This window comes from Telluria antibiotica, from assembly GCF_011682055.1.
In the GTDB taxonomy this organism is placed as follows: domain Bacteria; phylum Pseudomonadota; class Gammaproteobacteria; order Burkholderiales; family Burkholderiaceae_D; genus Telluria; species Telluria antibiotica.
Genome location: NZ_JAAQOM010000019.1, coordinates 60,398 through 78,474 on the forward strand (window position 1 = coordinate 60,398; position 18,077 = coordinate 78,474).

General features: G+C 68.0%; 20 protein-coding genes. 11 read left to right on the forward strand and 9 right to left on the reverse strand.

Annotated features, from left to right (window positions below; translation table 11 throughout):
* Nucleotides 1–160 precede the first annotated feature (160 nt).
* From HAV22_RS25840 to phbB, 5 genes are all read left to right on the forward strand, one after another.
* Nucleotides 161–775: a winged helix-turn-helix domain-containing protein gene (locus HAV22_RS25840; RefSeq protein WP_166863267.1), complete on the forward strand. Its 615-nt coding sequence runs from the start codon at nucleotides 161–163 to the stop codon at nucleotides 773–775.
* A gap of 169 nt (nucleotides 776–944) precedes the next feature.
* Nucleotides 945–1,703, forward strand: coding sequence for a glutathione peroxidase (locus HAV22_RS25845; protein ID WP_166863269.1), 759 nt, complete (start codon nucleotides 945–947; stop codon nucleotides 1,701–1,703).
* A gap of 21 nt (nucleotides 1,704–1,724) precedes the next feature.
* Entirely contained in the window at nucleotides 1,725–2,585 is an 861-nt protein-coding gene (locus tag HAV22_RS25850; RefSeq protein WP_166863271.1) for a M90 family metallopeptidase, read from the forward strand.
* Between the two features lie 83 nt (nucleotides 2,586–2,668).
* Nucleotides 2,669–3,223: a hypothetical protein gene (locus tag HAV22_RS25855; RefSeq protein WP_166863273.1), complete on the forward strand. Its 555-nt coding sequence runs from the start codon at nucleotides 2,669–2,671 to the stop codon at nucleotides 3,221–3,223.
* Between the two features lie 136 nt (nucleotides 3,224–3,359).
* The gene (gene phbB, locus HAV22_RS25860; RefSeq protein WP_166863275.1) at nucleotides 3,360–4,106 is read left to right on the forward strand and encodes an acetoacetyl-CoA reductase; all 747 of its coding nucleotides are present in this window, start codon (nucleotides 3,360–3,362) and stop codon (nucleotides 4,104–4,106) included.
* A 21-nt stretch (nucleotides 4,107–4,127) separates the two neighbouring features.
* Here phbB and HAV22_RS25865 read toward each other — a convergent pair whose 3' ends face one another.
* From HAV22_RS25865 to HAV22_RS25900, 8 genes are all read right to left on the reverse strand, one after another.
* Complete coding sequence (locus HAV22_RS25865) at nucleotides 4,128–4,484, reverse strand: TraR/DksA family transcriptional regulator (protein ID WP_166863277.1); 357 nt, start codon at nucleotides 4,482–4,484, stop codon at nucleotides 4,128–4,130.
* A 187-nt stretch (nucleotides 4,485–4,671) separates the two neighbouring features.
* Entirely contained in the window at nucleotides 4,672–5,202 is a 531-nt protein-coding gene (locus tag HAV22_RS25870) for a hypothetical protein (RefSeq protein WP_229421423.1), read from the reverse strand.
* A 17-nt stretch (nucleotides 5,203–5,219) separates the two neighbouring features.
* Nucleotides 5,220–6,071, reverse strand: a complete 852-nt coding sequence (locus HAV22_RS25875) for a hypothetical protein (protein WP_166863279.1) — start codon at nucleotides 6,069–6,071, stop codon at nucleotides 5,220–5,222.
* 80 nt (nucleotides 6,072–6,151) lie between these two features.
* The gene (otnI, locus tag HAV22_RS25880; protein ID WP_166863281.1) at nucleotides 6,152–6,922 is read right to left on the reverse strand and encodes a 2-oxo-tetronate isomerase; all 771 of its coding nucleotides are present in this window, start codon (nucleotides 6,920–6,922) and stop codon (nucleotides 6,152–6,154) included.
* 34 nt (nucleotides 6,923–6,956) lie between these two features.
* Nucleotides 6,957–8,051 carry an MFS transporter gene (locus HAV22_RS25885; RefSeq protein WP_166863420.1) on the reverse strand — a complete coding sequence of 365 codons (1,095 nt, stop codon included), beginning with the start codon at nucleotides 8,049–8,051 and terminating at the stop codon, nucleotides 6,957–6,959.
* 4 nt (nucleotides 8,052–8,055) lie between these two features.
* Nucleotides 8,056–8,514: a MarR family winged helix-turn-helix transcriptional regulator gene (locus tag HAV22_RS25890; RefSeq protein ID WP_166863284.1), complete on the reverse strand. Its 459-nt coding sequence runs from the start codon at nucleotides 8,512–8,514 to the stop codon at nucleotides 8,056–8,058.
* 171 nt (nucleotides 8,515–8,685) lie between these two features.
* The gene (locus HAV22_RS25895; protein WP_166863286.1) at nucleotides 8,686–10,134 is read right to left on the reverse strand and encodes a DEAD/DEAH box helicase; all 1,449 of its coding nucleotides are present in this window, start codon (nucleotides 10,132–10,134) and stop codon (nucleotides 8,686–8,688) included.
* Nucleotides 10,135–10,485: 351 nt separating this feature from the next.
* Nucleotides 10,486–11,265 (reverse strand): inositol monophosphatase family protein, encoded by a 780-nt coding sequence (locus HAV22_RS25900; RefSeq protein ID WP_166863421.1) that lies wholly within the window; start codon nucleotides 11,263–11,265, stop codon nucleotides 10,486–10,488.
* Between the two features lie 167 nt (nucleotides 11,266–11,432).
* Here HAV22_RS25900 and HAV22_RS25905 point away from each other — a divergent pair, with 167 nt between their 5' ends.
* The 6 genes from HAV22_RS25905 to HAV22_RS25930 all read left to right on the forward strand — a co-directional run bounded on the left by HAV22_RS25905 (nucleotide 11,433) and on the right by HAV22_RS25930 (nucleotide 16,982).
* The gene (locus HAV22_RS25905) at nucleotides 11,433–12,215 is read left to right on the forward strand and encodes an RNA methyltransferase (RefSeq protein WP_166863288.1); all 783 of its coding nucleotides are present in this window, start codon (nucleotides 11,433–11,435) and stop codon (nucleotides 12,213–12,215) included.
* A 348-nt stretch (nucleotides 12,216–12,563) separates the two neighbouring features.
* A complete protein-coding gene (locus tag HAV22_RS25910; protein ID WP_166863292.1) occupies nucleotides 12,564–13,085 on the forward strand; it encodes a twin-arginine translocation signal domain-containing protein in 522 nt (173 codons plus the stop codon).
* Complete coding sequence (locus tag HAV22_RS25915) at nucleotides 13,082–14,716, forward strand: GMC family oxidoreductase (protein WP_166863294.1); 1,635 nt, start codon at nucleotides 13,082–13,084, stop codon at nucleotides 14,714–14,716. The genes HAV22_RS25910 and HAV22_RS25915 overlap by 4 nt, the downstream gene beginning before the upstream one ends.
* A 4-nt stretch (nucleotides 14,717–14,720) precedes the next feature.
* Nucleotides 14,721–15,662: an esterase/lipase family protein gene (locus tag HAV22_RS25920; RefSeq protein WP_166863296.1), complete on the forward strand. Its 942-nt coding sequence runs from the start codon at nucleotides 14,721–14,723 to the stop codon at nucleotides 15,660–15,662.
* Nucleotides 15,663–15,734: 72 nt separating this feature from the next.
* A complete protein-coding gene (locus tag HAV22_RS25925; RefSeq protein WP_166863298.1) occupies nucleotides 15,735–16,415 on the forward strand; it encodes a TetR/AcrR family transcriptional regulator in 681 nt (226 codons plus the stop codon).
* A 27-nt stretch (nucleotides 16,416–16,442) separates the two neighbouring features.
* The gene (locus tag HAV22_RS25930; protein WP_166863300.1) at nucleotides 16,443–16,982 is read left to right on the forward strand and encodes an LOG family protein; all 540 of its coding nucleotides are present in this window, start codon (nucleotides 16,443–16,445) and stop codon (nucleotides 16,980–16,982) included.
* A 4-nt stretch (nucleotides 16,983–16,986) separates the two neighbouring features.
* On the opposite strand, the gene HAV22_RS25935 is transcribed toward HAV22_RS25930, so the two are convergent.
* Nucleotides 16,987–18,069 carry a GGDEF domain-containing protein gene (locus tag HAV22_RS25935; RefSeq protein WP_166863302.1) on the reverse strand — a complete coding sequence of 361 codons (1,083 nt, stop codon included), beginning with the start codon at nucleotides 18,067–18,069 and terminating at the stop codon, nucleotides 16,987–16,989.
* Nucleotides 18,070–18,077 lie beyond the last annotated feature (8 nt).

Here is an 18,077-nt window from a genome sequence, read left to right on the forward strand (position 1 = left end):
AGGAATTTTTAGAAATGTTGGATGGCGCACAGACCGGAGGTGATGAGGGAGGCAATCTTGTATCCAGTTAAGCGGAACCGGCGTGTTGACCAGAGGTCATACAGAACCACGGCGGCCCGGGCCATACACAGAACTCGTCCTTTTCACGGAGTAAATCAATATGCATGCAGCGACTCACCACAATGCGGTACAAGGCGATCTCAACGCGGTGCACACTTCCAGCAACTCTGCATTGATCGAACGCGTGCCGCCGCAACCGACCGAGCGCGCACCGATCTCGCTCGCGCCGATCGAGCGGGTGCGGTCGACGTCGGCCACGCAGCGCCGCATCGAGAACATGCAGAAGCTGATCGGCGAGCTGCAGACCCATGAGATGCTGGCCGACGAAATCGCCTGGTTCCTCAAGTTCTCGCCGTCGGGCGCACGCAAGTACATCCGCGACCTGCGCGAAGCCGGCGTGATCGAACTCGCCCGCTACATCGAAGGCACCGCCACTTACCTGGGCAAGGCCGTCTACCGCATTTCGCCCGATCCCGACCGCGTCAAGGCATTCCTGGGCGCCATCTGCCAGCCGAAGCGCGAAGGCGCCGCGCCGCGCAAGGAGCGTCCGGGGCTGCGCGAGCAGAGCATGGCCGGCACGGGCCGCCACTTCCACATCCTGGCCGACGACACCCACTACGCGATCCGCGTAAACCGCAGCCCCGTGACCCGCGATCCTCTCGTCGCCGCACTGTTCGGCCCGGCACCGAACCAGGTTGCCAAAGAGCGCGCCTGAGCGCCCATGCGTCGACCCGCGGTCGCGAGCGAGCGGTCGCCGTCAGCTGCGCCACCCCGCCGAACGGCCGGGTGGCGCTGTTTTTTTCAGAGTTGCAATTGAAAAGGCGGCAAGCGGTCCTATATGCCGGATGCGGCACCCCGGCCGCTGACCCGACAAAGGAGTGTCCATGCTGCCGAGCGCCGAAACCCTGGAAGGAAAACCCGTCCCGCAAGTGACGTTCAAGGCGCGCCCGAACGACCAGTGGCGCGACGTGACGACCGACGAACTCTTCAAGGGCAAGACCGTCGTCGTGTTCGCGCTGCCGGGCGCCTTCACGCCCACTTGCTCGTCGGCCCACCTGCCGCGCTACAACGAGCTGGCACCCGTGTTCCGCGAGAACGGCGTCGACGACATCGTCTGCATCGCCGTCAACGACGCGTTCGTCATGCAGTCGTGGCAGGCCGGCCAGGAAGCGGGCAACATCACGATGATCCCCGACGGCAATGGCGACTTCACGGAGGGCATGGGCCTGCTCGTGGACAAGCGCGACCTTGGTTTCGGCAAGCGGTCGTGGCGCTACTCGATGCTCGTCAAGGACGGCATCATCGCCAAGATCTTCATCGAGCCGGACAAGGAGGGCGACCCGTTCGAAGTCTCGGACGCCGACACCATGCTCCGCTACCTCGATCCGGACGCCGTCCCGCGCGAGCCGGTCGTCATGTTTTCCAAGCCGGGCTGCCCGTTCTGCGCCCGCGCGAAGGCCGTGCTGAAGGCGAACGGGATCGTGTTCACCGACATCCCGCAGGACGCGAAGATCACGACGAGCGTGCTGCGCGCCGTTTCCGGCGCCTCGACGTGGCCGCAGGTGTTCGTTGGCGGCAAGCTGATCGGCGATGCGGACGCGGTCGCCGCGCATTTCGCGCCGCGCGCGCAAGCGGGCAACTGACACCGGCATCGGGAGCGTGCCATGGAAGCCGCAATCGTTTGTGCCGCGCTCGCGCTCGCCGTCCTGCTGGCCTGGTTCGTGCCGCGCTGGCGCCTGCACCGCGTACTGGCGCGCCCGCTGACCGATTTTCAACTCGGCGTCATCGAACGCAACGTGGCGCAATACCAGGGCATGCCGCGCGAACTGCGCGCCCAGCTGCAGGGGCTCGTGAAGCAGTTCTTGCACCAGAAGACGTTCGTCGGCTGCGCGGGCCTCGAGGTGACGGAGGAGATGCGCGTCACGATCGCCGCGCAGGCGTGCCTGCTGCTGCTGAACCGGCCCACCCGCGTGTATCCGGGCCTGCACGCCGTGCTCGTCTACCCGGGCGCCTTCCTCGTGCCGCGCCGCCAGCAGGACGAGGCCGGCGTCGTCACGGAGACGCGCCAGGACCTGCTGGGCGAATCGTGGGGCGACGGCCGCGTCGTGCTGTCGTGGGAGCACGTGCGCCGCGCGGGCCTGCCCGCCGAGGGCACGCACAACGTCGTGCTGCACGAATTCGCGCACCAGCTCGACAGCGAATCGGGCAGCAACAACGGTGCCCCGTTCCTCGGCAGTCCGGAGCGCTACCGCAGCTGGTCGGAAACGCTGTCGCGCGATTTCGACCTGCTGCGGCGCGACGCCTACTGGGGGCAGCGCGACGTGCTGGACCCGTACGGCGCCACGAATCCGGCCGAGTTCTTCGCCGTGGCGACGGAGAGCTTCTTCGAGCAGCCGCACGAGCTGGCGGCACGCCATCCGGAACTGTATGCGGAATTCGAGGCCTACTACCGCGTGGACCCGCGCGCGTGGCTGCCGGCGCCGGTGCTAGAGCATCATGACGTGGTCTATGGGCAATGGCGCTAGCGGTCCGGCTGCGTGCGCTCGCGTACAGAGGCTAGGGCCGGCCGGATGCATGATGCACGTACTTACGACGCAGGAGGCCAACCATGTCCACGATCATTGCAGGGCACTTCCAGCTCCAGGATGACGTCGAGCGGGCGCGCCGCGCCCTTGTCGACGCGGGTTTTCCCGGCGAACGCATCAGCGGCTTCTACCTGAGCCAGCCGGGCCAGCACGATTTGACGCCGATCGGCGGCGACCACCAGCATTCGCCGGGCGCGCGGGAATCGCCGCTGGGCGTGGCCGAGGGCGCCGGTGCGGGCGCGGCAGTGGGCATCATCGCGGGCGCCCTGACGGCACCCGTCACCGGGCCGCTGGGCCCCGTTGTCGGCGGCCTCGTCGGGGCGCACGTGGGCTCGCTGTTCAGCTTTTCCAAGATGAAAGAAGCCGGCGAGCATGAACGCGGTGGCGATTCACCGCTGGAAAACCGACCGGCCGGCATGCTCGTGGCTGTCGCGTTCGACGACCCGGTCCTCGAACAGCGCGCCGTCGACCTGCTGCGCGACCTGGGCGCCCACCACATCGAGCGGGCCAAGGGCAATATCGTCGACGGCGACTGGGCCGACTTCGACCCCTGCAGCGCCCCCGAACTCCTGCACTGACGGGCGCACCGCCGGCCGCGGCGCGGCCGGCTTTTCCCGTTTGCGCTTCCTCAAGGCTGTCTTTGTCCGCCGACCTAGACTCGGTGTTTCGTGCTGCGCACCCGGCGCGGCAGGCTGATGACAGGACGGTGAAACCATGCACGACGACAAAGTAGCCTTGGTGACGGGAGGAATGGGTGGACTCGGCACGGCGATCTGCCGGCGCCTGCAGGCGGAGGGGTTCCGCGTGGCGGCAACGTATTCGCCCAGCAATGCCACGCCGGACGCGTGGCTCGCCGCCCAGCGCGACGACGGGTACCGCTTCACGACGTATCGCGTGGACGTCACCGACTACGGCGATTGTGAATGGATGATGCAGAAGCTGCTGGCCGAGATGGGCCGGCTCGACGTGCTGGTGAACAACGCCGGCATCACACGCGACCGCAGCCTGCGCAAGATGACGCCGGACGATTGGCACGCCGTCCTGCGCCCCGACCTCGACAGCGTGTTCAACATGAGCAAGCAGGCGATCGAGCCGATGATGGCGCAGCGCTGGGGCCGCATCGTCAACATCTCGTCCGTCAACGGCCAGCAGGGCGCGTTCGGGCAGACGAATTACGCGGCCGCCAAGGCCGGCATGCATGGCTTCACGAAGGCGCTGGCGCTGGAAATGGCGCGCCATGGCGTGACGGTGAACACGGTGTCGCCCGGCTACCTGCGCACGAAGATGGTCGAGGCCGTACCGAGCGAAGTGATGACGGGCAAGATTCTGCCGCAGATTCCGATGGGCCGGCTGGGCGAGCCGGAGGAAATCGCGGGCCTCGTCGCCTACCTCGTCTCGGAAGACGCGGCGTTCATGACGGGCACCAACATCGCCATCAACGGCGGCCAGCACATGTGTTGACCTGCGGCGGCGACGGCGCCGCTACCGCCGTTCTGCGCGCGTCTGGCAATCGATGCACAGGCGCGCCTCCGGCCGGGCCAGCAGGCGTGACGCGCCGATGGGCTGGCCGCATTCCTCGCATAATCCATAGCTGCCGTCGTCGAACCGGGCCAGCGCCTGGCGCACCTCGCGCATCTCGGCCGAGTGGTGGCCGGCCGCTTCGCGCGACAAGTCGTTCAACAGGCGTACGGTGGCGCGGTCCAGCGGGGACGTCTCGACTTCGTCCACCGGCAGCTCGCCCGTGTCCTGCGGAGGCGCCTCGACGCGGGACAAGGCGTCGAGCCGGCGTTCCAGCATGGTCTTGAGCTGCGCCAGCTGCTCGGGCGTGAGGGGATCCATGGCGCCGCCGGGTTCAAGCGGCGCCGGTGCCGGAACGGCGCAGGTCGTGGCGGAAGGCGCCGGTACGGCAAACGCCGGGCCGGGCGTGCAGATAGGCGATCATGTTATCCCCTTCGTTCTGGTTGCGTTCAGTGTAGCGCGGAACGACGGGGATGCATACCGCCGCCCGGCGGCCGTGCGCGGCACGTCAGGCGGACGGGGTGGGCGCGGCGGGGGCGTTGTCGACGGCGACGACGTCGAGCTGGGCCTTGAGACGCTCCAGCGCGGCGAGGATGGGTACGACCTGGCCCGTGCTGGCGGCAGCGGCCAGGCCCAGCAGGCGTGCGACGAGCGTGATGCCGTCGCCGATGCGGGTGATGCGCCGGATCTTGTCGGCGGCGTCCAGTGTCAGCTGGATCAGGTGCTGCTGCGGCTGGCCCAGCGACGACACGATGCACGCGGCCGCGTCGCCGTACAGCCGGTTGGCGCGCTGGCGCAATTCCATCTCGGCCTCGAGCAGCGCGCGCGCGGCCGCCTGTTCCGAGTCCGGCACGTCCTGTCCCTGGTGGCGCCGGATGTCGTGCATGATGCGCGCGTGGATGCTGTCCGCGCAATCCGACAGCTTGTCGGCCAGCTCTTCCACTTGCTGCGCCGTCGCCAGCGCCTCCGCCGGGCTCGGCGGCGCGGCGGCGGTGGCGGGGGCGGGCGCGGCCCCTTGCGGATGATCGTCGTTTGCCATGGTCTCTCCTCGTGCGCTCAATCGGACAGGGCGTCGCGCAGGCTGGTCAGGTCGCGCGCATACGCGGCCAGCAGCTTGCGCAGCTCGTCGCCGTGCAGGTTATTGATGTTTTCGCGCAGTTTCTGGTGGCCCTGGGCGACTTTCGTCAAACCTTGCAGCGCGAGGTCATAGCGTTTGTCGACGAGCTTGTATTCCGTCGACTTGGTCAGGTAATGGACCTTGGCCAAGGTCACGAGCATGCGGTCGGATGTCTTGGTGGAAAACGGGATCTCGACGTCGAAAATGCCCAGTACCGTCTTCTTTTCGTTGTCGTTGGTTTTTGCATACAAGCGGGTGAGGGCGATCATCGCGTCCAGCAACACCTGCACGTCGGCGTCGCCGTCGCGCACCATCGTCTCGACGCTGCGGTTCTGGTAGCCGGACGCGATCACCCGCGTCAGCAGCCGCGTCAGCCCCGTGTACGCCGCGATCTGTTTCTGCTGCAACCCTGATTCCGCATTGGCCTTCAGGCCGCTGCCGAGGTCGTCGATCCGGTCGGACAAATCGTAGCGGGCGTCGCCCGCCAGCACGCTCAAGGTCTGCATGTACAGCACGACGGTCTTCTGGATGCTGACGAAATCGTCGTACACGGCGCGCCGGCGCGCATCGTTCTCGCGGGCGATGCGGTCGGCGGCGGGCGACAGGTAAGGCTGTTCGCGCTCGTACGTGTCGCGGTAGCGGCGCGACAGTTCGCCGTAACCTCCAAGGCGGGCCGAGGCGTCGGCGAATTGCCTCACCTCCGTCAGGCTCACCTGGCCGGTCGAGGCGCAGCCGCCCAGCAGCAGGCTGGCGGCGAGCAGGCAAAGGGAAAGGCGGCGTCGCAGGTCCATGGGTCCTTTCTGGACGGCAAAAGGCCGGCCGGCAAAGCCCCCATTCTTTCAAAGGTCGGTCGGTTCGTTATTGCAAACGATCAATTGTCGCGCCAGCCCAGGCCCGCCACCGTATCGCCCAGCGGGATGTATTCGCAGCCGACCCAGCCGTCGTAACCGAGCTCGTCCAGCGTGCGGAACAGGAAGGGGAAATTGATCTCGCCCGTGCCCGGCTCGTGCCGGCCCGGCACGTCGGCCAGCTGGATGTGGCGGATCAGCGGCAGGCGTTCGCGCAGCGTGTGGGCGAGGTCGCCTTCCATGCGCTGCATATGGTAGATGTCGTATTGCAGGAACAGGTTGGGCACGGCCGCTTCCGCGATGATGGCGGCGGCTTGCGCGCTGCGCGTGAGGAAATAGCCGGGGATGTCGCGGTCGTTGATCGGCTCGATCAACAGGTCGATGCCGTGCGGGGCCAGTGCGGCCGCGGCGAAGCGCAGGTTGTCGACGAACGTCGCGTGCGCGCGCGCGTGCGCGACGTTCGGCGGCAGCTTGCCCGCGAGGCAGTGCAGGCGCTTCACGCCGAGGTCCAGCGCGTATTCCAGCGCGAGCTCGACCGTGTCCTGGAACTCGCCCGTGCGGCGCGGATCGCAGGCGAGGCCCCGTTCTCCCGCGGACCAGTCGCCGGCCGGAAAATTATGTAGCGCCAGTTCCAGGTGGTAGCGCTGCAGGCGGCTGGCGATCTGCTCGGCCTCGAAGGCATACGGAAACAGGAACTCGACGCCGTCGAACCCAGCTGCACGGGCGGCGGCGAAGCGTTCCAGGAAGCCGAGTTCGTTGAACATCAGGCTCAGGTTGGCGGCGAAACGGGGCATGCGGATTTCCTTCGGACAGGGACAACCCGCTATGCTAAACGATCGTGCGCGCGGACGGCGCGGGCGGCGCGTCGCGCAACGTGCGCATCGGCGTGCACAGCCACGCGAGCAGCGCGGCGCCGGCGAGCCCGACGCCGGCGCCGCCGAACAGCGTCGCCAGCGCGACGCGGCTCGCGATCCAGCCGGCCAGCGCGGCCGCCAACGGCGCGAGGCCCATGAAGATGAACATGAACAGGCTCATCGTGCGGCCCAGCAGGTCGCGCGGTACGCGTTGCTGGATCCACGTGAACACGGCAACCTGCACATACCCGCCCAGCACGCCGATGACGACATTGAGCAGCACGCCTTGCCAGGCGGCCGTGATGCCGCCGAGCGGCACCAGCAGCAGGCCGAGGGCGGCCGCGCCATGCAGCCGGCTGCTGGCCAGCAGCGGCAACGCGACCTGCATGACGCCGCCGATGATGCATGCGCACAGGCCCCAGTAGATGAAGCAGCTGCGCAGCAAGCTGTCGCGCCAGACGGCCGCGAGTCCGTCCGCCGCCGAGCGCAGCACCGGTTGCGAGGCCGCCGGAACGAACGGACGGGGCTCGACCTTGGCCAGGGTCCAGGCCGACACGGCGAAGCTGAGGGCGTCGAATCCAAATGCGAGGGCCAATCCGTGCATGTGGCGCGGACCGCCGCTGCCGTCGCCCGCGAGCGCGAACAGCAGGCCAGCGAGCAACGCGCCCGCCAGCACCGTCACCTGGCGCAGCGCCATCATCATGCCGTTGGCGGCCTGCAGGTATTGCGGGGCGACGGCGTGCGGCAGCATCGACGTGCCGGCAGGAATGCTGAACGCGGACGCCAGCGACAGACCCAGCGCCAGCGCGAACACGGCGGGCAGGTGCGCATGGCCGCTGTAGACGAGGACGTCGAGCACGCCCAGCAGCACGGTGTTCACGTGCTTCGTGAGCATCAGGACGCGTTTCGGCGAATAACGGTCGACGAGCGCGCCGCCGAACAGGATAAGTACGGCGCGCGGGATGCCCATCAGCGCGACGGCCAGTCCCAGCGCGACAGGATCGCCCGTCAGCGTCAGCACGAGCCAGGGCAGGGCGATCAAGGTGAACTGGTCGCCGAGGGCGGTCAGGACGTCAGCGCCCGATGCCGGCGATCTGCGCGAGCAGGTCCGACGTCGCCTGCAGCTGCGCGCGCGCGGGGCCGCCCAGCATCGCGCGGCTGATGTTGTCGACGACGGTCGTCGCGTTCGTCGCCAGTTCGCTGCCCGTCGGCGTGATCAAGGCGTAGCCGACACGGGCGTCGCGCGGGTCGCTCTGGCGCGTGACGAGGCCGATCTTTTCCAGCGGCAGCAGCGAGCGCGTGACGCCGGACGCCGTCAGGCCCAGCTTCTCGGCCAGGTCGACGCGGCGCAATCGGCCGCCCGGCGCGCGCTGCAAATGCAGCAGCAGCTGGTAGTCGGCGAAGCTGATGCCGTGGTGGCCGCCCAGCGCGCTGTCGAGGCGGCGCGCGACGGCCGCCCAGGCGCGCGCGAGGCGCAGGCAGAATTCGGTGGTCAACGTGTCGGGGACGTCGTGGATGTCAGTCGCGCTCATGGGGGCTCCGGAAACTGGATGATTACTTGAGTCGTCAAGTATAGGCGCGCGCCCAAAAGTTTGCAAGTACTTGAGTGCGCAACTATCTTGCTCGGCCACAAAAAAGCCGGGAACGATCCCGGCTTCCGGACTTCGGGGACGCTCCGGCCCGGCCGGGCGCGTCCGCCTGCCTCAGCGCTCGCCGCCGGAACGTGCCGCTGCCGGACGCGGACCGCGGCCCTGGCCGCGACCGCCGCCATTGCCACCGTTGCCGCCGTTGCGGTTGCCCGGCTGGCCGGCGCGTGCGCCGTTGCCGCCGCCGTTACCGCCGTTGCGCTGGCCCACCGCCGGCGCAGCTTGCGTGCGCGGCTTGGCGCCGCCGGCAGCGCCTGCGCCATTGCCGGCGCCGCGGTTGCCGCCCGGACGGCCGCGGTTCGGGTGACCCGCCACGCCGCTGCGCAGCTGGATCGGCTGCGGTTTCGCCGTCGGATCCGGCTCGAAGCCCGCGATCACCTGGCGGGGCAGGGTCTGCTTGATCAGCTTTTCGATGTCCTTCAGCATCTGGTGCTCGTCCACGCAGACGAGCGACACGGCTTCGCCCGTCGCGCCGGCGCGGCCCGTGCGGCCGATACGGTGGACATAGTCTTCCGGCACGTTCGGCAGGTCGTAGTTCACGACGTGCGGCAGCTGATCGATGTCGATGCCGCGCGCCGCGATGTCGGTGGCGACGAGCGCCGTCAGGCTGCCGTCCTTGAACTCGGCCAGCGCCTTCGTGCGCGCCGACTGGCTCTTGTTGCCGTGGATCGCCATCGCGCCGATGCCGTCCTTGCCCAGCTGCTCGACGAGTTTATTGGCGCCGTGCTTCGTGCGCGTGAACACGAGCACCTGTTTCCAGCCGTGCGTCTTGATCAGGTGCGCGAGCATCGGGTGTTTCTTGTCGCGGTCGACCGGGTGGATCTTCTGGGCGATGACTTCGACGGTCGAGTTGCGCGGCGCCACTTCGATCATCGCCGGGTTGTCCAGCAGGCGGTCGGCCAGGGACTTGATCTCGTCCGAGAACGTGGCCGAGAACAGCAGGTTCTGGCGCTTCGGCGGCAGCACGGCCAGCACCTTGCGGATGTCGTGGATGAAGCCCATGTCGAGCATGCGGTCGGCTTCGTCAAGGATCAGGATTTCGATCTTGTCGAGCTTGATCGTGCCCTGGCCCACGTGGTCGAGCAGGCGGCCCGGCGTGGCGACGAGGATGTCGACGCCGTTCGCCAGCAGCTTGATCTGCGGATGGATGCCCACGCCGCCGAAGATCACGGCCGAGTTCAGGTTCGTGTGCTTTGCGTACATGCGCACGTTTTCCTCGACCTGGGCCGCGAGTTCGCGGGTCGGGGCGAGCACGAGCGCGCGGATCGCGCGTTTCGAGGTTTTGTTCGGAAGTAGAGCGCCCACCTTGTCGGTCGACAGGCGGTGCAGCACGGGCAGCGTGAAGCCGGCGGTCTTGCCGGTGCCGGTCTGGGCGCCCGCGAGCAGGTCACCGCCACCGAGCACGGCGGGAATCGCCTTGGCCTGGATGGGGGTCGGGGCGGTATAGCCCGCTTCAGTGACGGCACGCACGATGGCGTCGGACAGACCGAGAGTATTGAATGACATAGTTTTCTGGTAGGGATCGGCCCGTCGCTCTTCGAGCGCCAGTCCAGCCGATCGGATTACACAACAGGGCGCCCGGTACTGGAGCCGGGGCGCCGAGACGCAAACGCAGACACAAACGTCAACGGTCACGCGACATTATAGTTAAAAATGTTTCGCTGTGGAAATTTTAGCGCGACCTGTGTCGTTTATGACAGGGGTCGGTGAAAGCGGGGCGCGGCACCTCGTGGGTGCCGGAGGCAATCTTGACAGGCCGACAGCGGCGCCTGTGGCGGGAAAGCCGTGCGGCCACAAGGCCAGCGGCATTCCCCGGACTTACACAGCCCTATTTTACGCGAAACGGCAGGAAGCCGCTCAGGCGAAGGGTTTCAGCAGCGCGACCATGCCGGCGAAGACTTTCGGGCCGGCCGCGATGATGTCGCCCTTGTTCAGGTATTCGGATTCGCCGCTGAATTCGCCGACGATGCCGCCCGCTTCCGTGACGAGCAGCGAACCGGCCGCGATGTCCCAGATTTTCAGGTTCTTTTCGAAATAGCCGTCGACGCGGCCAGCCGCGACGTTCGCCAGTTCCAGCGCTGCCGAACCGCTCGAGCGCAGGCCGTGGCAGCGCGGGGCCACCACTTCGTACATGCGCAGGTATTCGGCGAGGTCGCGCGGCTCCTGGCCGTGGCCGGAGCCGATCAGGGCCTTGTTGATGCGGTCGGGATTGCGCACGCGGATGCGCTTGTCGTTCAGGTAGGCGCCGGCGCCCTTGGTGGCGGTGAACAGGTCGTTGCGGACGGGGTCGTAGATGACGCCCTGCGTGATCACGCCGCGCTGTTGCAGCGCGATGGAGATGCAGTAGTTGGGGTAGCCGTGCAGGAAGTTGGTGGTGCCGTCGATCGGATCGATGATCCAGACGTATTCGCTCTCGTCGTTCAGGTTCGCGGTCGGGCCCGATTCCTCGCCAAGGATCGCGTGGTCGGGGTAGGCTTTCAGCAGCGTTTCGACGATCGCCTGTTCCGAAGCATGGTCGACGTCGGTGACGAAGTTGTTGTGGCTTTTTTCGCTGACGGTGATGCGGTCGAGGTCGAACGAGGCGCGGTTGATGACGGTCGCGGCGCGGCGGGCGGCCTTGATGGCCGTGTTGAGCATGGGGTGCATAAGCTATCCGTAAAAAATGCTGACGCCCACCGCGCGCGGGCGCCGTGAACGATCTGAACGAGAAATAATTAAAGAGCAAAGCGGTGCCGAAGCCGTTAAAATCGCGAACTTCTTGCCCGCATTTCAACGCTCGTCACCGCGCGATGGCGTTATTTTAAATGAACCCGACCGAACCTGTCTCTTCTCTTTTCAAACGTCTACGCTTCGTGCTGGTGGAAACGAGCCGCGCCGGCAACGTCGGTTCCGTCGCGCGCGCGCTGAAAACGATGGGGTTTTCCGACCTCGTGCTCGTGTCGCCGCGCTGCGACGACCCGTTGCACGACCCCGAAGCCGTCGCGTTCGCCAGCGGCGCCATCGACGTGCTGGAAGGCGCACGGATCGTGGATTCCCTCGCCGACGCGCTGGACGGCTGCAATTTCGCGGCGGCCGTGTCGGCCCGGCTGCGCGAATTCTCGCCGCCCGTGTGGAGTCCGCGCGAATTTTCCGCGCACGCGGCTGGAACGGACGATCTGCGTCCCGCGCTGATCCTCGGCAACGAGCGCTTCGGCCTGCCGAACCAGATCGTCGAACAGTGCAATGTGCTCATCAACATCCCGGCCAATCCGGACTATGCGTCGCTGAACCTGTCGCAGGCCGCGCAAGTGCTCGCATACGAGTGCCGGCTGGCGGCGCAGGGCGAGAACCGCACGCAGCAGGGCATCGGCTTCCACGGCGAGGCGGCCAGCGTGGCGCAGATCGAGGGTATGTATGCCCACCTGGAAGAAGCGCTGGTGGCGATCGGCTTCCTGAACGCCGACAACCCGAGGAAGCTGATGCCGCGCCTGAAGCGGCTGTTCGCCCGCACGCAGCTGGAGACGGAAGAGGTCAACATCCTGCGCGGCATCGCCCGCCAGATGCTGAAGGCCGCGCCGGCCAACGACGACGACGCGGGCCATGACTGACGATTCGGGGTCAGAGCACATTTCCCGCCAAATTCGGGGTCAGAGCATTTTCTTTGCAACTTCTTGGCGGCACGCTGTTGGCGCCCGCGCGACGGCCGCGCTCGAGCGATCGACTCGCGTGACCGGACAGGTGGGCTCGCGTCCAGGCGCGCGCGTGATTGCTTAGCCGTCGAGACATTGTTCCAAACGGTGCTCTGACCCCGAATTTGTACCGTAGCGTGCTCTGACCCCGAATTCACTGACCCCGAATTCACGACGACTGACCGCCTAGACGGCTTGCTCTAGTTCGAGTCGGTCGCATGACCGGTTCTTTCGCTTACACTTTGAAAAACACATAAAAGGGTGAGCATGGAGACGACCCGTAGGAGATTCCTGAAGACCGGCCTGCTGGCCGCGGCGCTGCTGGCCGCGGGTGGCGGGTGGTATCGGCACACGCATCCGGCGCCGCCGCACGGCTTCGCCCTCGACGGCGAAGCGCGCGCCGCGCTCGACGCCATCGTCCCCGCGATTCTCGCCGGCACCTTGCCGGACGCACCGGCCGACCGCACGCGCGCCATCGCGGCGACGACGGACCGCGTGCACCAGGCGATCCTCGGGCTGCCATTGTCCGCCCAGCAGGAAGTGCAGGACCTGTTCGGCCTGCTCGCGATCGGCCCCGCGCGGCGCCTGCTGACGGGCCTTCCGGACGGCTGGGCCGGCGCGCGCGAAGCGGACGTCGCCGCGTTCCTGCAAGCGTGGCGCGTGCATCGTCTCGCGCTGCTGCGCACCGCGTACGCCGCGCTGCACGACCTCGTGCTCGGCGGCTGGTACAGCGACCCTGCGCACTGGGACGCCATCGGCTACCCGGGCCCGATCAAGGAGCTGGCATGAGCGACGAAGCCGTGATTCCGGACCCGATCCGCGCCGGCCTCGCGCGGGGCTGGAAGGTGATCGACGGCGCGCAGGTCGATGCCGACCGCGACCTGTCGGCCGACGTCGTCGTCGTCGGCAGCGGCGCGGGCGGCGGCGTGACGGCCGAGATCCTTGCGCTGTCGGGCCTGTCCGTCATCGTCGTGGAAGAGGGCGCGCTGAAATCGTCGCGCGATTTCAAGATGCGCGAAGCGGAGGCCTACCCCACGTTGTACCAGGAATCGGCCGCGCGCAAGACGCGCGACAAGGCGATCAACATCCTGCAGGGCCGGACGGTGGGTGGCTCGACGACGGTGAACTGGACGTCGAGCTTCCGCACGCCGCCCACGACGCTCGCGTTCTGGCAACAGCGTTTCGGCCTGTCGACGTACGGCGAAGCGGATCTGGCGCCCTGGTTCGAACTGATGGAGGCGCGGCTGCACGTGGCCGACTGGGCCGGCGCGCCGAACGAGAACAACGACCTGCTGCGCCGTGGCGCCGCGAAACTCGGCATCCCGACAGGCCTCATCCGCCGCAACGTCAACGGGTGCTGGAACCTCGGCTATTGCGGCATGGGCTGCCCGACGAACGCGAAGCAGTCGATGCTCGTGACGACGATCCCGTCCGCGCTGGACCACGGCGCCACGCTCGTCACGCGCGCCCGCGCGGAACGCCTGGTGCTGAACGGGAACAAGGCCGACGGCATCGACTGCACGCTGCTGGACGCGGCCGGCTTGCGTCCGACGGGACGCCGGCTGCGGATCCGCGCGCGCCATGTCGTGCTGGCCGGCGGCGCCATCAACACGCCGGCCCTGCTGCTGCGCTCGAAGGCGCCGGACTCCAGCGGCCAGCTGGGCAAGCGCACGTTCCTGCACCCGACCCTCGTATCGGCGGCGCTGTTCCCGCAACGCGTCGATGGCTACGCGGGCGCGCCGCAGACTGTCTATTCCGACCACTTCCTGCACACGCAGCCCATCGACGGCCCGCTCGGCTTCAAGCTGGAAGCGCCGCCGCTGCATCCCGTGCTGCTGGCCACGACGATGCAGGGCTTCGGCCAGGAACACGCGGCGATGATGCGCGAGTTCCCGCACATCCAGGGCATGCTGGCGCTGCTGCGCGACGGCTTCCACGCCGAGTCGCAGGGCGGCACCGTCGGCTTGACGGGCGACGGCGCGCCCGTGCTCGACTATCCGCTGAACGACCCGGTCTGGGACGGCGCACGCCGTGCCTTGCTGACGATGGCCGAGATCCAGTTCGCGGCCGGCGCGAGCGGCGTGCAGGTCGCGCATGAACGGGCGCCGCGCTACGCCAGCCGGGACGAAGCGAAGGCCGGCATCGCCGCGCTGCCGTTCGGGCCCCAGCTGACGCGCGTCGTGTCGGCGCACGTGATGGGCGGCTGCGCGATGGCAGGCGCTGGCCACGACGGCGTGACGGGGCCGGACGGCCGCTACCGCGGACTCGACAACGTCTCCGTGCACGACGGCTCGCTGTTCCCCACGTCGATCGGCGCCAATCCGCAGCTGTCGATCTACGGCATCACGGCGCGCCTCGCGAGCGACCTCGCGCAGGCGCTGACTGGGCGGCCGGCCGCACGGCCGCAGGCGCAGGCTTGAGGCCATGAAGCCGGCCAGCGCCCGCACCCTGCTGCGCATCGTGCTGGTCGTGCAGGCCGTGGGCGCGCTGCTCGTCGCGTGGGCACTGTGGCGGCGCGGCGTTTCGGCGTGGGCCGCGCTGCTGGCCGGTGCCGGCGTCGTGGCGCTCGTCCGCCTCGTCATCAACATGAACAATTTCATCATGGCCGGATGGGCGGCGAGCGCGACGCCGCCCGCGTACCGCATCGGACCGGGCGCACGGCTCCGCATGCTGGCCGAGGAGTTCTGCGCCAGCATGCTCGTGACGTCGTGGCACGTGCCGCGCGGCCGGCCGCACATGACGGTGTACCGCGACAGCGACCGCGTGCCCGTGCTGCTCGTGCACGGCTACGGCTGCAACAGCGGCTACTGGGCGCATCTGGTGCCGCTGCTGGACCGCGAACGCATCAGCCACGCGAGCATCGACCTGGAACCCGTCGCCGGCAGCATCGACGGCTACGCGCCGCTGATCGAGGCCCGTGTGCGCGAGCTGTGCGCGGCCACCGGGGCCGCGCGCATCGCCATCGTCGCGCACAGCATGGGCGGCCTCGCGGCGCGCGCGTGGATGCGCTCATACGGGAAGCCGGCCTACGGCAGCGCGCGCATGGAGCGACTCATCACGCTCGGCACGCCGCACCACGGCACGGCGCTGGCGCGCTTCGGCCTCGGCGCGAACGCCGTGCAAATGCGCCGCGACAGCGCCTGGCTGCGCGAGCTCGCGGCGGCCGAAGGGCCGGACGTGCGTGCGCGCATCGTCTCGCTGTACACGCACCACGACAACATCGTGGCCCCGCAAGATTCGTGCGTACTGCCGGGCGCGCGCAACGTCGCGTTCGGCGGCGTCGGCCACGTGGCGCTGGGCAGCAACCCCCGCGTGCTGGCCGAGGTGTTGCGCGCTTTGCGCGAACTGCACGCCGAGCGGGCCTGAGGTGGCGGTGGCGGTGGCCGCGCCGTCCCGTCGATGATATCCTTGGAGGTGAGTCCACCCACATTTGTTCCCATGCAACAAAAAGCTCCGCGCCGAACCCGCGAACGCATCCTCGAGTTGTCGCTGCGGCTGTTCAACGAATTCGGCGAACCGAACATCACGACGACCGTGATCGCCGACGAGATGAACATCTCGCCGGGGAACCTGTATTATCACTTCCGCAACAAGGACGACATCGTGAATTCGATCTTCGTCCAGTTCGAAGCGGAGATCGAGCGCATGCTGACCGTGCCGGCCGGCCGTCGCTCGAACATGGAAGACGTGTGGCTGTACCTGCACCTCATGTTCGAACTGATCTGGAAGTACCGGTTCTTCTACCGCGACCTGAACGACCTGCTGTCGCGCAACCGCAAGCTGGAACTGCACTTCAAGGCGATCCTCGCGCACAAGATCAAGGTCGCGCGGCAGCTGTGCGAAGACTTGCGCAGCGAAGGGTCGCTGGAAGCGGGCGATGCCCAGATCGGCGCGATGGCCACCAACATGGTCGTCGTCGCCACGTACTGGCTGTCGTACGAATACGTGCGCAACCCGCGCAAGTACAGCGAGCAGCAGGCCATCGCCGACGCGCTGGCGCGCGGCTGCTACCAGGTGCTGTCGATGCTCGGCCCGTACCTGCGCGGCGACACCCTCGCGCTGTTCCAGCGCCTGTCCGACGACTTCCTCGCCAAGCTGCCGCTTGAAGCAGCCACCTGAGATCGCCGGAACCAACGTAAGGAATCCATGAAATCCATCGCCGTCTATTGCGGCGCCTCGCTGGGCGCCGATCCCGTTTATGCGGACGCCGCGCGCGGCCTCGCCCGCGCCCTCGTCGACCACAACATCGGCCTCGTCTACGGCGGCGGCAAGGTGGGCCTGATGGGCGTGATCGCCGACGAGGTATTGCGCCTCGGCGGCGACGCGACGGGCGTGATCCCGAAGCAGCTCGTCGAGCGCGAGGTCGGTCACGCGGGCCTGACGCGGCTGTTCGTCGTGAAGGACATGCACGAACGGAAGGCGATGATGTCCGACCTGGCCGACGGCTTCATCGCGATGCCGGGCGGGATGGGCACGCTGGAAGAGTTATTCGAGATGGTCACGTGGGCCCAGCTGGGTATCCACGCAAAGCCGATCGGCTTGCTGAACGTCGCGGGCTTCTACGATGGCCTCGCCGCGTTCGTCGACCATCTTGTCGGCACGGGCTTCGTGCGTCCCGCGCACGCGGCACTGATGGTACGCGACGCCGACCCGGACCTGCTGATCCGCCGCCTGCGCGGCGCCTGAGCCGTCAGGCCGCGCGTTCGACGCGGTTGCGGCCGGTCGCCTTCGCGCCGTACAAGGCCTTGTCGGCGCGGTTGATCGTGGCGCTGAACGGTTCCGTGCCGAGGCGCGCGGCGACGCCGGCCGAGAAGCTCACGCGCAAGTCCGGGTCGATGCCGGGCACGACGAGGCCGGCCATGGTCGCGCGCAGCGACTCGATCAACGCCTGGGCCTCGTCCAGCGCGACGGCCGGCAGCAGCACGAGGAATTCCTCGCCGCCCCAGCGCGCCAGCGTCGCGTCGCGCGCGAGACTCGCACGCAGGCGCACGGCGACGGCGCGCAGCACGGCGTCGCCGGCCGCGTGGCCGTGATGGTCGTTGATCTGCTTGAAGAAGTCGATGTCGAGCAGCGCGACGCACGCGGGCCTGGTGGACGCACGCCGTTCCTCGCCGTCCAGCACCTCGTTCATGTGGCGCCGGTTCGACAGGCCCGTCAATTCGTCCGTCGTGGCGAGCAGGCGGATCGTGTCCAGCGCCGCTTCCAGCGTTTCCCGCTTCGCCTTCAGGCGCGCGCGCAGCTTGTTCATTTCGCCCGTCAGGAGCGTCACTGTCAGCGAGCAGCCCGCCATCATGGCGAACGTGATGGCTTCCACGCGGGGCGGGTAGTGCAGCGGATCGCGCAGCTGGTGCCACCACATCGTGACGCCCATGCCGAGCAGGCCGCACAGCGCGAGCAGCAGCGTCTGGCGCGGGCGCAGCGCGAACGTGCAGAACACGACGACGACCATCAGCCCCATCAGCGTGGCGCCGCGCAGCGGTCCCGTGATCGAATAGGCCCACATATTGCAGGTGATGCCGAACAGGCCCTGCAGCGCGGCCAGTGTCTGCGGCCGCAGGTGCAGGCGCGCGCTCGCGCGCACGAGGAGATAGAACGTCGACGAACCCAGCGCTGCATACAGGCCGAGCCCCAGCTCGCGCACGCCCGATTCGACGCTGATCAGTATTGCGAACACCGCATACAGCGCGGTGCTGGCGGCCCAGTAGCTCAGCATGCGGCGCAGTTTCGGATCGGTGCCGACGGCAAGGGAAACGACGCGCGCGCGCAAGCCCATGGATCCCC

Coding starts and splice junctions, on each gene's coding strand:
- HAV22_RS25910 (WP_166863292.1), top strand. CDS start 12,564: ATGGAGACGACCCGTAGGAGATTCCTGAAGACCGGCCTGCTGGCCGCG.
- HAV22_RS25905 (WP_166863288.1), top strand. CDS start 11,433: ATGAACCCGACCGAACCTGTCTCTTCTCTTTTCAAACGTCTACGCTTC.
- HAV22_RS25840 (WP_166863267.1), top strand. CDS start 161: ATGCATGCAGCGACTCACCACAATGCGGTACAAGGCGATCTCAACGCG.
- phbB (WP_166863275.1), top strand. CDS start 3,360: ATGCACGACGACAAAGTAGCCTTGGTGACGGGAGGAATGGGTGGACTC.
- HAV22_RS25855 (WP_166863273.1), top strand. CDS start 2,669: ATGTCCACGATCATTGCAGGGCACTTCCAGCTCCAGGATGACGTCGAG.
- HAV22_RS25865 (WP_166863277.1), bottom strand. CDS start 4,484: ATGGATCCCCTCACGCCCGAGCAGCTGGCGCAGCTCAAGACCATGCTG.
- HAV22_RS25895 (WP_166863286.1), bottom strand. CDS start 10,134: ATGTCATTCAATACTCTCGGTCTGTCCGACGCCATCGTGCGTGCCGTC.
- HAV22_RS25870 (WP_229421423.1), bottom strand. CDS start 5,202: ATGGCAAACGACGATCATCCGCAAGGGGCCGCGCCCGCCCCCGCCACC.
- HAV22_RS25925 (WP_166863298.1), top strand. CDS start 15,735: ATGCAACAAAAAGCTCCGCGCCGAACCCGCGAACGCATCCTCGAGTTG.
- HAV22_RS25845 (WP_166863269.1), top strand. CDS start 945: ATGCTGCCGAGCGCCGAAACCCTGGAAGGAAAACCCGTCCCGCAAGTG.
- HAV22_RS25900 (WP_166863421.1), bottom strand. CDS start 11,265: ATGCTCAACACGGCCATCAAGGCCGCCCGCCGCGCCGCGACCGTCATC.
- HAV22_RS25850 (WP_166863271.1), top strand. CDS start 1,725: ATGGAAGCCGCAATCGTTTGTGCCGCGCTCGCGCTCGCCGTCCTGCTG.
- otnI (WP_166863281.1), bottom strand. CDS start 6,922: ATGCCCCGTTTCGCCGCCAACCTGAGCCTGATGTTCAACGAACTCGGC.
- HAV22_RS25935 (WP_166863302.1), bottom strand. CDS start 18,069: ATGGGCTTGCGCGCGCGCGTCGTTTCCCTTGCCGTCGGCACCGATCCG.
- HAV22_RS25920 (WP_166863296.1), top strand. CDS start 14,721: ATGAAGCCGGCCAGCGCCCGCACCCTGCTGCGCATCGTGCTGGTCGTG.
- HAV22_RS25930 (WP_166863300.1), top strand. CDS start 16,443: ATGAAATCCATCGCCGTCTATTGCGGCGCCTCGCTGGGCGCCGATCCC.
- HAV22_RS25915 (WP_166863294.1), top strand. CDS start 13,082: ATGAGCGACGAAGCCGTGATTCCGGACCCGATCCGCGCCGGCCTCGCG.
- HAV22_RS25890 (WP_166863284.1), bottom strand. CDS start 8,514: ATGAGCGCGACTGACATCCACGACGTCCCCGACACGTTGACCACCGAA.
- HAV22_RS25875 (WP_166863279.1), bottom strand. CDS start 6,071: ATGGACCTGCGACGCCGCCTTTCCCTTTGCCTGCTCGCCGCCAGCCTG.